The sequence below is a fragment of the Lelliottia amnigena genome (genome assembly GCF_019047465.1).
GTDB lineage: Bacteria > Pseudomonadota > Gammaproteobacteria > Enterobacterales > Enterobacteriaceae > Enterobacter > Enterobacter amnigenus.
This window is the reverse complement of the sequence record NZ_CP077236.1, coordinates 788,861-801,277: the sequence shown is the minus strand read 5'-3', so window position 1 is coordinate 801,277 and position 12,417 is coordinate 788,861. Positions and strand designations below refer to the sequence as shown.

The 12,417-nt window shown below is 52.8% G+C and carries 10 protein-coding genes; 8 read left to right on the top strand and 2 right to left on the bottom strand.

Annotation, left to right across the window (positions count from 1 at the left end):
- Nucleotides 1-65: 65 nt before the first annotated feature.
- The 3 genes from mazG (at nucleotide 66) to eno (ending at nucleotide 4,097) form a co-directional block, all read left to right on the top strand.
- Nucleotides 66-857, top strand: coding sequence for a nucleoside triphosphate pyrophosphohydrolase (gene mazG / locus I6L74_RS03760; RefSeq protein WP_059177668.1), 792 nt, complete (start codon nucleotides 66-68; stop codon nucleotides 855-857).
- 224 nt (nucleotides 858-1,081) lie between these two features.
- A complete protein-coding gene (gene pyrG, locus I6L74_RS03755) occupies nucleotides 1,082-2,719 on the top strand; it encodes a glutamine hydrolyzing CTP synthase (protein WP_015960227.1) in 1,638 nt (545 codons plus the stop codon).
- Nucleotides 2,720-2,801: 82 nt separating this feature from the next.
- Entirely contained in the window at nucleotides 2,802-4,097 is a 1,296-nt protein-coding gene (eno, locus tag I6L74_RS03750; protein ID WP_059177669.1) for a phosphopyruvate hydratase, read from the top strand.
- 56 nt (nucleotides 4,098-4,153) lie between these two features.
- Here eno and I6L74_RS03745 read toward each other — a convergent pair whose 3' ends face one another.
- Nucleotides 4,154-4,978: a MurR/RpiR family transcriptional regulator gene (locus tag I6L74_RS03745; RefSeq protein ID WP_059177670.1), complete on the bottom strand. Its 825-nt coding sequence runs from the start codon at nucleotides 4,976-4,978 to the stop codon at nucleotides 4,154-4,156.
- A gap of 166 nt (nucleotides 4,979-5,144) precedes the next feature.
- Between I6L74_RS03745 and I6L74_RS03740 the strand changes: the two genes are divergently transcribed.
- Genes I6L74_RS03740 through queE form a run of 3 tightly spaced genes read left to right on the top strand, consistent with a single transcriptional unit; the run spans nucleotide 5,145 to nucleotide 8,133 of the window.
- Nucleotides 5,145-6,701 carry a PTS transporter subunit EIIC gene (locus tag I6L74_RS03740; RefSeq protein WP_059177671.1) on the top strand — a complete coding sequence of 519 codons (1,557 nt, stop codon included), beginning with the start codon at nucleotides 5,145-5,147 and terminating at the stop codon, nucleotides 6,699-6,701.
- Complete coding sequence (locus I6L74_RS03735) at nucleotides 6,698-7,408, top strand: N-acetylmannosamine-6-phosphate 2-epimerase (RefSeq protein WP_059177672.1); 711 nt, start codon at nucleotides 6,698-6,700, stop codon at nucleotides 7,406-7,408. Before I6L74_RS03740 ends, I6L74_RS03735 begins: the two co-directional genes overlap by 4 nt.
- Before the next feature lie 53 nt (nucleotides 7,409-7,461).
- On the top strand, nucleotides 7,462-8,133 hold the full coding sequence (gene queE, locus I6L74_RS03730) for a 7-carboxy-7-deazaguanine synthase QueE (RefSeq protein ID WP_059177673.1): 672 nt from the start codon (nucleotides 7,462-7,464) through the stop codon (nucleotides 8,131-8,133).
- Nucleotides 8,134-8,165: 32 nt separating this feature from the next.
- On the opposite strand, the gene queD is transcribed toward queE, so the two are convergent.
- Entirely contained in the window at nucleotides 8,166-8,531 is a 366-nt protein-coding gene (gene queD / locus I6L74_RS03725; RefSeq protein WP_096759542.1) for a 6-carboxytetrahydropterin synthase QueD, read from the bottom strand.
- Nucleotides 8,532-8,892: 361 nt separating this feature from the next.
- Here queD and cysJ point away from each other — a divergent pair, with 361 nt between their 5' ends.
- Both cysJ and cysI read left to right on the top strand, forming a co-directional pair.
- The gene (cysJ, locus tag I6L74_RS03720; RefSeq protein WP_059177674.1) at nucleotides 8,893-10,698 is read left to right on the top strand and encodes an NADPH-dependent assimilatory sulfite reductase flavoprotein subunit; all 1,806 of its coding nucleotides are present in this window, start codon (nucleotides 8,893-8,895) and stop codon (nucleotides 10,696-10,698) included.
- Entirely contained in the window at nucleotides 10,698-12,410 is a 1,713-nt protein-coding gene (gene cysI / locus I6L74_RS03715; RefSeq protein WP_015960219.1) for an assimilatory sulfite reductase (NADPH) hemoprotein subunit, read from the top strand. Before cysJ ends, cysI begins: the two co-directional genes overlap by 1 nt.
- Nucleotides 12,411-12,417 lie beyond the last annotated feature (7 nt).

Sequence of the window (12,417 nt, the reverse complement as noted above, 5' to 3'; positions counted from 1 at the left end):
CTTTATACCAGCCGGGTAAGGCGTCATCGCCGCCCGGCGTTTCTCATTTTTACCAGGAACTCCTCATGACCCAAATCGACCGCCTGCTCGGCATAATGAAACGCCTGCGTGACCCGGAAAACGGCTGCCCGTGGGACAAAGAGCAGACTTTCGCCACTATCGCGCCCTACACCCTCGAAGAAACCTACGAAGTGCTGGACGCTATTTCGCGTGAAGATTTTGACGATCTGCGCGGTGAGCTGGGCGATTTGCTGTTCCAGGTGGTGTTTTACGCGCAAATGGCTCAGGAAGAAGCGCGTTTCGATTTTGACGATATTTGCGCGGCCATCAGTGACAAACTTGAGCGTCGTCATCCGCACATTTTTGGAGAGGCAACGGCAAACAACAGCACCGAAGTGCTGGCCCGTTGGGAGCAAATCAAAAGTGCTGAACGTGCTGAAAAATCACAGCATTCCGCGCTGGATGATATTCCGCTGAACCTGCCTGCCTTAATGCGCGCCCATAAAATTCAAAAGCGTTGCTCAACCGTGGGCTTTGACTGGACCTCATTAGGACCTGTGCTGGACAAAGTGCATGAAGAAATCGATGAAGTCATGCACGAAGCTAAACAGGCTGTAGTCGATGAAGCCAAACTGGAAGAGGAGATGGGCGATCTGCTGTTTGCTACGGTAAATTTATCTCGTCATTTAGGCGTGAAAGCGGAGACCGCGCTGCAAAAAGCCAACCTGAAATTTGAGCGCCGCTTCCGCGAGGTTGAGCGTATTGTCGCCGCTCGTGGCCTGGAAATGACCGGTGTTGACCTCGATTTGATGGAAGAGGTGTGGCAGGAAGTAAAACGCCAGGAACATGATCTCTAACGAATTTTTGCGATCAAGCGCAATTTGTGTGATTTTTTAAATGACAAGCGCTTGATTTGCGTCAAAAACAATTAACCAAAAGCGGCTATTTTCTCACTCCCTATGTTTGTCAAAGCCTGAGTCAGGAGACGGAGAATGAAAGTTTGTGGCACTCGCCGTGTTCGGGTATACTACTTTCCCGTCCTGGTTATTCCATCATTCCAACCTAACTTCTCAGGTTCAGCATGACAACGAACTATATTTTTGTGACCGGCGGGGTTGTATCCTCTCTGGGTAAAGGCATTGCCGCAGCCTCTCTCGCGGCCATTCTTGAAGCCCGTGGCCTCAATGTGACCATGATGAAATTGGATCCGTACATCAACGTTGATCCAGGCACCATGAGCCCAATCCAGCACGGCGAAGTGTTCGTTACCGAAGACGGCGCTGAAACCGATCTGGACTTAGGTCACTACGAGCGCTTCATTCGCACCAAGATGAGTCGCCGCAACAACTTCACTACGGGTCGTATCTACTCCGACGTTCTGCGTAAAGAGCGCCGTGGCGACTACTTAGGCGCAACCGTTCAGGTTATCCCGCATATCACTAATGCAATCAAAGAGCGCATCGTTGCCGGTGGCGAAGGCCACGACGTTGTGCTGGTTGAAATTGGCGGTACAGTCGGTGATATCGAATCGCTGCCATTCCTGGAAGCAATTCGTCAGCTGGCGGTAGATATTGGCCGTGAACACGCGCTGTTTATGCACCTGACGCTGGTGCCGTACATGGCTGCTGCCGGTGAAGTGAAAACCAAACCGACTCAGCACTCCGTGAAAGAACTGCTCTCTATCGGTATCCAGCCGGATATCCTGATTTGCCGTTCCGATCGTGCCGTTCCAGCCAACGAACGTGCGAAAATTGCATTGTTCTGTAACGTTGCTGAAAAGGCTGTAATTTCTCTAAAAGACGTCGATTCCATTTATAAAATCCCGGGCCTGTTGAAATCACAGGGGCTGGACGATTATATTTGTAAACGATTCAGCTTGAACGTTCCTGAAGCTAACTTGTCCGAATGGGAACAAGTTATTTACGAAGAAGCGAATCCGGCAGGCGAAGTGACTATCGGTATGGTTGGCAAGTACATTGAACTGCCAGACGCCTATAAGTCAGTTATCGAAGCGCTGAAACACGGTGGTCTTAAGAATCGCGTCACTGTTAACATCAAGCTGATTGATTCGCAGGATGTTGAAACGCGTGGCGTCGAAATTCTGAAAGATCTGGATGCTATTCTGATCCCTGGCGGCTTCGGCTACCGTGGAGTAGAAGGCAAGATCGCCACCGCACGCTTTGCGCGTGAAAATAATATTCCTTACCTTGGCATTTGCCTGGGTATGCAGGTTGCGTTGATTGAGTTTGCCCGTAACGTCGTGGGTATGGAAAACGCGAACTCTACGGAATTTGTGCCAGACTGTAAGTACCCTGTTGTGGCGCTTATCACCGAATGGCGCGATGAAGACGGTAACGTCGAAGTTCGTACCGAGAAGAGCGATCTGGGTGGCACGATGCGTCTTGGCGCACAGGCTTGTCAGGTTTCTGAAGACAGTCTGGTTCGCAAGATGTATGGCTCGACGACCATTACCGAGCGCCATCGTCACCGCTACGAAGTCAACAACATGCTGCTGAAACAAATTGAAGCTGCGGGTCTGCGTATTGCGGGCCGTTCCGGAGATGATCAGTTAGTCGAGATCATTGAAGTGCCAAACCATCCTTGGTTTGTTGCTTGTCAATTCCACCCGGAATTTACTTCAACGCCGCGTGATGGGCATCCGCTGTTTGCAGGCTTCGTAAAAGCCGCCAGCGAGTACCAGAAGCGTCAGGCGAAGTAAAAAAAGTTAGAACGACAACGCGTACCTTGAGTACGCGTTGTTTGTCTGGAGTTTTAGTTTAACTTGTACTGAGGAAAATCTAATGTCCAAAATTGTTAAAGTCATCGGTCGTGAAATCATCGACTCCCGTGGTAACCCTACCGTAGAAGCTGAAGTTCACCTTGAAGGTGGTTTCGTTGGTATGGCTGCTGCGCCGTCAGGTGCTTCTACTGGTTCCCGCGAAGCGCTGGAACTGCGCGATGGCGACAAATCCCGCTTCATGGGCAAAGGCGTACTGAAAGCTGTTGGCGCGGTTAACGGCCCAATCGCTCAGGCTGTTATTGGCAAAGATGCCAAAGACCAGGCTGGCATCGACAAGATCATGATCGATCTGGACGGTACTGAAAACAAATCTAACTTCGGTGCGAACGCAATCCTGGCTGTGTCTCTGGCAACCGCTAAAGCTGCTGCTGCTTCTAAAGGTCAGGCGCTGTTCGAACACATCGCTGAGCTGAACGGCACCCCAGGCAAATACTCCATGCCGGTTCCGATGATGAACATCATCAACGGTGGTGAGCACGCGGACAACAACGTTGATATTCAGGAATTCATGATTCAGCCAGTTGGCGCGAAATCCCTGAAAGAAGCGGTTCGTATGGGTTCTGAAGTGTTCCATAACCTGGCTAAAGTTCTGAAAGCTAAAGGTATGAACACTGCTGTTGGTGACGAAGGTGGCTATGCGCCAAACCTGGGTTCCAACGCAGAAGCACTGGCTGTTATCGCTGAAGCGGTTAAAGCTGCAGGTTACGAGCTGGGCACCGACATCACTCTGGCGATGGACTGTGCAGCATCTGAATTCTACAAAGACGGTAAATACGTTCTGGCTGGCGAAGGCAACAAAGCCTTCACCTCTGAAGAGTTCACTCACTTCCTGGAAGATTTGACCAAACAGTACCCAATCGTGTCTATCGAAGACGGTCTGGACGAATCTGACTGGGACGGTTTTGCATACCAGACTAAAGTTCTGGGCGACAAAATCCAGCTGGTTGGTGACGATCTGTTCGTAACCAACACCAAGATCCTGAAAGAAGGTATCGAAAAAGGCATCGTTAACTCCATCCTGATCAAATTCAACCAGATCGGTTCTCTGACCGAAACTCTGGCTGCGATCAAAATGGCGAAAGACGCTGGCTACACTGCCGTTATCTCTCACCGTTCAGGCGAAACTGAAGACGCTACCATCGCTGACCTGGCTGTTGGTACCGCTGCTGGCCAGATCAAAACCGGTTCTATGAGCCGTTCTGACCGCGTTGCTAAATACAACCAGCTGATTCGTATCGAAGAAGCGCTGGGCGAAAAAGCACCGTACAACGGTCGTAAAGAGATCAAAGGTCAGTAATACTGAACTTTCGATTTAAAGAAAAACCCGCTTCGGCGGGTTTTTTTATGCCTGCGTTACAACAGTAGCGGAAGCGTCGCGCTGGCCGTTTGCTGACTGGCATCACCGTATCGATCGTCCAGTGAAATCAAAGTCATTGCCAGAAGCTCTACAAGCAGCATCACGCCGACTTTGGCATTCAGCGCCCCGGCGCTGAGCGGGCCTTCTGGCTTTGCAGCCACCAGCAATATATCGCTCAATGATGTCAGCGGACTGCGCGGGGTATTGCTCAACGCCAGCACCTGCGCGCCACGTTTTCGCGCGAGTTTTACGACGTGCAAAAGATCCCGCGTCGAGCCGGAACTCGAAATGGCCACCACCAGATCGTCAGACGTTAAGGTCGTCGCATTCATCGAAGCACGATGCATATCGCTAAATAGCTGTGCCGACTTGCCGAGACGAAGCAATTTGTAGTGCAGATAATCACCGATAATGGCGCTTGCCGCCACGCCATAGATGTATATGGAGCGCGACTGATGTAATGCCTGAGCGGCTTTTAACAAAATTTCCCGGTCGAGCAGACGAGAAGTATCCTGTAGCGCCAGAATCGACTCTTCGACGATTTCGTCAATCTCATCGCCTTTCTTTACGGGTACATGCTCACGCTTAACATCCAGCGCCAGCGCCATTTTAAATTCGGTATATCCCTTACACCCTAGCGTACGGCATAGCCGCGTCACGCTCGCTTCGCTGGTGTCGCTTTCACGCGCCAGCTCGGTAATCGTCAGGTAAAGCACTTTCGAAGGATCGTTGAGGATAAACGATCCTAACTTTTGCTGCGTAGGACTGTATCCAGAGACGCCTTGGCGCAGCCTGAGCAGCAGGTTTTCATTTTCTGACATGCCTGGTCCTTGATGCGTTTTTCTAGCGCTAGTGTGGCGGAAAGCGGGGGAAAGATGCCAGTCATTTTAAAAAAGTATGATCCCTCTCCGCTTTTTTGATGATAATTTTCATTTTATAAACTTAATGTGGTAAAAATTTTCATCAATTAAAGAGAGAGTGAAAATCATGATGCAAATGTTCAGTGGTGCCTCATCAGGCGTGTGGTTTGAAAAAGCCCAGCGTTTTGGTAAGTCGTTTATGTTACCCATCGCCGTGTTGCCTGCGGCGGGTTTACTATTAGGTATTGGCGGCGCGTTATCAAATCCGAACACGCTTACGGCCTATCCGTTTCTGGATATCGGCTGGCTGCAGGCCATTTTCACCATTATGAGCAGCGCGGGTTCGATTGTTTTTGCAAACCTGTCGGTGCTGTTTGCGGTTGGCGTCGCGGTTGGTCTGGCGAAAACGGACAAAGGCACGGCTGGGCTTGCAGCATTGCTCGCGTTTCTGGTGATGAATGCCACCATCAATGCCTTGCTGATTCTGACCGGCAAGCTCGCGCTGGAAAATCCCGGTGCCGTAGGGCAGGGAATGACGCTTGGCATTCAGACGCTGGAGACCGGCGTCTTTGGTGGCGTGGTGATTGGTCTTGTCACCTGCACTCTGCATCACCGGTTCAATAAAATCGCATTGCCGCAGTTCCTCGGCTTCTTCGGCGGCTCACGCTTTGTGCCGATTATCAGCTCCCTCGCCGCCATCGTCGTCGGCGCGGCGATGACGGTCGTATGGCCGCACTTTCAGAAACTGATTTTTGGACTGGGCGGCCTGGTGGATGCCACGGGTTATCTCGGCACACTGCTGTATGGTTTTATCCTGCGCATGCTAGGCCCGTTCGGTTTGCACCATATTTTCTATCTGCCTTTCTGGACGACGGCGCTGGGCGGCAGTGAGATCGTGAACGGTCATCTGGTCGAAGGCACGCAGCGGATCTTCTTTGCGCAACTGGCTGACCCGAATACCCAACAGTTTTACCTCGGCACGTCACGCTTCATGTCCGGGCGCTTTATCACCATGATGTTTGGCCTGATCGGGGCGTGTCTGGCGATGTATCACACCGCCAAACCCGAGAATAAAAAGCGCGTGGCGGGGCTGTTAATTTCCGCAGCGTTGACCTCTTTCCTGACAGGAATTACCGAGCCGATTGAGTTCTCGTTCCTGTTCGTGGCACCGGTGCTTTATGTCATCCACGCTTTATTCGATGGACTGGCATTTATGCTCGCCCACATTCTGCATATCACCATTGGCCAGACGTTCTCCGGTGGTTTTATCGATTTCATTCTGTTTGGCGTTCTGCAAGGCGAGGCCAAAACGAACTGGATGTATGTCCCGCTGGTCGGCGTGCCGTGGTTCTTCCTCTATTACTTCACCTTCCGCTTCATGATCACGCGTTTTGGCTATGCCACGCCGGGGCGCGAAAAAGAGGCGGTGGTCGAAAGCACCCTCCCGCAAAGTGAACGCGCGGCGGCGGTGATTGCAGGGCTGGGCGGCAAAGACAATCTGGACGAGGTGGACTGCTGTGCGACGCGGTTACGTGTGACGGTCAAGGATGGCGGAAAGGTTAATGAGGCCGCGCTGAAAGCCACTGGTGCACGCGGTGTAATCGTCCGCGGTAACGGCGTCCAGGTGATTTACGGCCCGCATGTCACCATTATCAAAAACGAAGTGGAAGAGATTTTATCGTGAAGAAAACTGTACTGGATGTATTGAAAGGCAAATTAATCGTCTCCTGTCAGGCGCTGGAAAACGAACCGCTGCATAGCCCATTCATTATGTCGCGCATGGCGCTGGCCGCAGCGCAAGGTGGCGCGGTAGCGATTCGGGCCAACAGCGTGGTAGATATCGCTGCCATTAAACAGCAGGTGTCGCTGCCGGTGATTGGCATCATTAAGCGAGATTATCCGGGCAGCGAGGTCTTTATTACCGCTACGCTCAAGGAGATCGATGAACTGATGACGGTGAATCCGGAAATTATCGCGCTGGACGCCACCGCCCGACCGCGTCCGGATGGCGAAACGCTGGAGTCGTTGGTGGGGAAAATCCGGTCCCGCTATCCGTCGGTGCTGTTAATGGCCGATATCGCCACCCTTGCGGAAGCGAAAACGGCGCAAGCGCTGGGGTTTGACTGCGTGGGCACCACGCTATACGGCTATACGGCGGAAACACAGGGCCATTCGCTTCCTGAAAATGACTGTGAATTTTTACGAGACGTGGTGGCTGCCGTCAGTATTCCTGTGGTGGCTGAAGGCAATGTCGACACGCCTGAGCGTGCTGCGCGCTGTCTTGCGCTGGGGGCTCATACGGTTGTTGTCGGGGGCGCCATTACGCGTCCTCAGCAAATCACGACACGTTTCGTCGCGGCGATTGAGGCACACAGCACCGATCGGGCATGAAACATCGGCGGGGATCTGCGATAATTAACGATTATCCCCAAAGTGAGATGACTATGCAGTACCCGATTAACGAGATGTTCCAAACCCTGCAAGGCGAGGGTTACTTCACTGGCGTTCCTGCTATTTTTATTCGTTTGCAGGGATGCCCGGTTGGTTGTGCCTGGTGTGATACCAAACATACGTGGGACAAACTGGCAGATCGGGAAGTATCGCTGTTTAGCATTCTTGCCAAAACCAAAGAAAGCGATAAATGGGGAGCCGGGAGTGCTGAAGATCTGCTGGCGATTATTGGTCGTCAGGGCTGGACAGCGCGCCACGTTGTCATCACCGGCGGTGAGCCGTGCATTCACGACCTTATGTCGCTGACCGATTTGCTGGAAAAGAACGGCTACAGTTGCCAGATTGAAACCAGCGGTACGCACGAAGTGCGCTGCTCTCACACCACCTGGGTTACCGTATCGCCAAAAGTGAACATGCGCGGTGGCTATGATGTGCTTTCGCAGGCGCTTGAGCGTGCCGATGAGATTAAACATCCCGTTGGTCGCGTGCGCGATATCGAAGCGCTGGATGAACTGCTGGCAACGTTGACCGATGAAAAGCAGCGAATCATTGCCCTGCAGCCGATCAGTCAGAAAGACGATGCGACGCGTCTGTGCATTGAAACCTGTATTGCCCGCAACTGGCGGTTGTCGATGCAGACGCATAAGTATCTGAATATTGCCTGAAAAAAAGCCCGGTTAATTCGCCGGGCTTTTTCTTACTCTCCGCGATACACGCAGCCTGCGGTACACGTCTCTTTGATCATCACCGAGCTTAACAGCGGCACCCGCGGTTTCATCTGATCCCAGATCCATTTTGCCAGCACTTCGCTGGTGGGATTTTCCAGTCCGGGAATGTCATTCAGATAGTAGTGATCGAGGCGATCGTACGTCGGCTTGAACGCCGCTTTCAGTTCGGAGAAGTCCATAATCCAGCCAGTGTGTGGATCGACTTCACCGGTAATCTCAAGACGCACCATAAAAGAGTGTCCGTGCAGACGGCCACATTTATGCCCTTGCGGGACATGCGGGAGGTGATGGGCGGCTTCGAAGATGAAATCTTTAAACAATGTGGTGGACATCATGTGCTCTCAGTAGTGCGGAAAAAACCGCCGCATAGTACCGGAAAGCACATTTTTAATCATTAACTAAAACGGCCATCCACCATTGCGGGGTTGCGTTGGGCAAATTTAAGGAATTTTATGGTTATATTTCAGTCGGTTGCTTAACCAGTTTTGTTGTTAACAACCATGACTAAAACAGGTTAGTTCTTTTGGTTATTTGTTATTTCCATCCCTTCTTTAATTGTTATTATCCCCGCCGTTAACCTTATCTTCAGTTTGGATTTTATGCCCGCCATACTTCAGTTGTCGCTGCTTGGCTGCAACTCGAACTATTCAGGACATATTACTTGAAGTCCGCTTTGCTACTGGAACATAACGACGCATGACAACACAGGCCCCACCTTCGAATTTGCTTCCTCTGAACCCGGAGCAACTGGCGCGCCTTCAGGCGGCCACCACTGATTTTTCGCCCACGCAGCTTGCCTGGGTTTCCGGCTATTTCTGGGGAATGCTCAATCAGCAACCTGGAGCGGTCGTGAATGCGCCAGCCGCAGCGGTTGAAATTCCGGCGATTACTGTTATTTCTGCTTCGCAAACGGGCAATGCCCGTCGCGTGGCGGAAGCGCTGCGTGACGATCTGCTCGCCGCCAAACTGAACGTGAACCTGGTGAACGCCGGGGATTATAAATTCAAACAAATCGCGTCAGAAAAACTGGTGGTGGTTGTCGCATCTACGCAGGGCGAAGGCGAACCCGCTGAAGAAGCGGTCGCGCTGCATAAATTCTTGTTCTCCAAAAAAGCGCCAAAACTCGACGGCACCGCGTTTGCCGTCTTTGGTCTGGGCGACACGTCCTATGAGTTCTTCTGCCAGTCCGGTAAAGATTTCGACAGCAAGCTGGCGGAACTGGGCGCTGAGCGTCTGCTGGATCGCGTGGATGCCGACGTTGAGTATCAAGCCGCGGCCGCCGAATGGCGCGCACGCATTGTGGATGTGCTGAAAGCGCGCGTGCCGAAAGACACGCCGGCGCAGGCGGCGATCAGTGCTTCAGGTGCGGTCAATGAAGTCTCTACCAGCCCGTACACCAAAGAAGTGCCGCTGGTTGCGAGCCTGTCCGTAAACCAAAAAATTACCGGTCGCGACTCTGAAAAAGACGTTCGCCATATCGAAATTGATCTGGGTGATTCCGGTTTGCGTTACCAGCCGGGCGATGCGCTTGGCGTGTGGTATCAAAACGATCCTGCATTAGTGAAAGAGCTGGTTGAACTGCTGTGGCTGAAAGGCGACGAGCCGGTCACGGTCGAAGGCAAAACGCTGCCGCTTTCCGAAGCGCTACAGTGGCATTTTGAGCTGACGGTAAACACCGCCAATATTGTCGAGAATTACGCCACGCTGACCCGCAGCGAAACTCTGCTGCCGTTGGTGGGCGATAAAGCTAAGCTACAGCATTACGCGGCGACTACCCCGATTGTCGATATGGTGCGATTCTCTCCGGCACAGCTGGACGTCGATGCTTTAGTCGGTCTGCTGCGCCCGTTAACGCCGCGCCTCTATTCCATTGCTTCGTCTCAGGCGGAAGTGGAAAGCGAAGTGCATATCACTGTGGGCGCCGTACGCTTCGATATCGAAGGTCGTGCGCGGGCGGGCGGGGCATCGAGTTTCCTTGCCGATCGCGTTGAAGAAGAGGGCGAAGTCCGCGTCTTTATTGAGCATAACGACAACTTCCGCCTGCCAGCGAATCCTGAAACGCCGGTCATTATGATTGGTCCTGGCACGGGGATCGCGCCGTTCCGCGCGTTTATGCAGCAGCGTGCAGCCGAGGAAGCGCCTGGTAAAAACTGGCTGTTCTTCGGCAATCCACACTTTACGGAAGATTTCCTTTATCAGGTGGAGTGGCAACGCTACGTCAAAGAGGGCGTGCTGAACCGCATCGATCTGGCCTGGTCACGTGACCAGAACCAAAAAATATACGTACAAGACAAACTGCGCGAACAGGGCGCAGAGCTGTGGGCGTGGATCAATAATGGTGCCCACCTTTATGTCTGTGGCGACGCCAATCGCATGGCGAAAGACGTTGAGCAGGCTTTATTGGAAGTGATTGCCGAATTCGGTGGTATGGATATCGAATCGGCGGATGAATTTTTAAGTGAGCTGCGCGTAGAGCGCCGTTATCAGCGAGATGTCTACTAATGAGCGAAAAACACCCCGGCCCACTGGTGGTCGAAGGCAAACTGACTGATGCCGAGCGCATGAAAGTTGATAGCAACTATCTGCGCGGCACCATAGCCGAAGATTTAAACGACGGTCTGACCGGCGGTTTCAAAGGTGATAACTTCCTGCTGATCCGCTTCCACGGTATGTACCAGCAGGACGACCGCGATATTCGTGCGGAACGTGCTGAACAAAAGCTGGAGCCGCGTCATGCGATGCTGCTGCGCTGCCGTCTGCCGGGTGGGGTTATTACCACTAAACAGTGGCAGGCGATTGATAAATTCGCACATGACAACACGATTTACGGCAGCATTCGTCTGACCAACCGCCAGACTTTTCAGTTTCATGGCATTCTGAAAAAGAACGTCAAGCCGGTCCACCAGATGCTGCATTCCGTCGGGCTGGACGCGCTGGCGACTGCAAACGACATGAACCGTAACGTGTTATGTACCTCTAACCCGTATGAGTCAGAGTTACACGCTGAAGCGTATGAATGGGCGAAGAAGATCTCGGAACATTTGCTGCCGCGCACCCGCGCGTATGCGGAGATCTGGCTCGATCAGGAAAAAGTCGCGACCACCGATGTCGAGCCGATTCTGGGTCAGACCTATCTGCCACGTAAATTCAAAACCACGGTTGTCATTCCGCCGCAGAATGATATCGATCTGCACGCCAACGACATGAACTTCGTGGCGATTGCGGAAAACGGCAAACTGGTTGGCTTTAACCTGCTGGTGGGGGGGGGGTTGTCCATCGAACACGGCAACAAGAAAACCTACGCCCGCACGGCGAGCGAATTTGGCTATATCCCGCTGGAGCACACGCTGGCCGTGGCCGAAGCGGTAGTCACCACGCAGCGCGACTGGGGTAACCGTACCGATCGTAAAAATGCGAAAACCAAATATACGCTGGAGCGTGTCGGCGTAGAGACATTCAAAGCGGAAGTCGAACGTCGCGCGGGGATCACGTTTGAGCCTATCCGTGCGTATGAATTTACCGGTCGCGGCGATCGCATTGGCTGGGTGAAAGGTATCGACAATAAATGGCACCTGACGCTGTTTATCGAAAACGGCCGTATTCTGGATTATCCGGGTCGTCCGCTGAAAACGGGTCTGCTGGAGATTGCTAAGATTCATAAAGGCGAGTTCCGCATCACTGCGAATCAGAACCTGATTATCGCCGGCGTGCCGGAGAGCCAGAAAGCGAAGATCGAGAAGCTGGCGCGCGAGCATACGCTGATGGATGGCGTTAAGCCGCAGCGCGAGAACTCAATGGCCTGCGTGTCATTCCCAACCTGTCCGCTGGCGATGGCAGAAGCTGAGCGTTTCCTGCCGTCATTCACCGATAAAGTGGAAGCGGTACTGGCGAAACACGGTATTCCGGATGAGCATATCGTGATGCGCGTGACGGGGTGCCCGAACGGCTGTGGCCGCGCGTTGCTGGCCGAACTTGGCCTGGTGGGTAAAGCGCCGGGTCGTTACAACGTGCATCTTGGCGGCAACCGCAGCGGAACGCGTATCCCGCGTATGTATCGTGAAAACATTACTGAACCCGAAATTCTCGATTCATTGGACGAGCTTGTCGGGCGCTGGGCGAAAGAGCGTGAAGCGGGTGAAGGCTTCGGCGACTTTACGGTGCGTGCGGGCATCATTCGCCCTGTGCTCGATCCCGCCAGAGATTTTTGGGAATAAAAGAGAG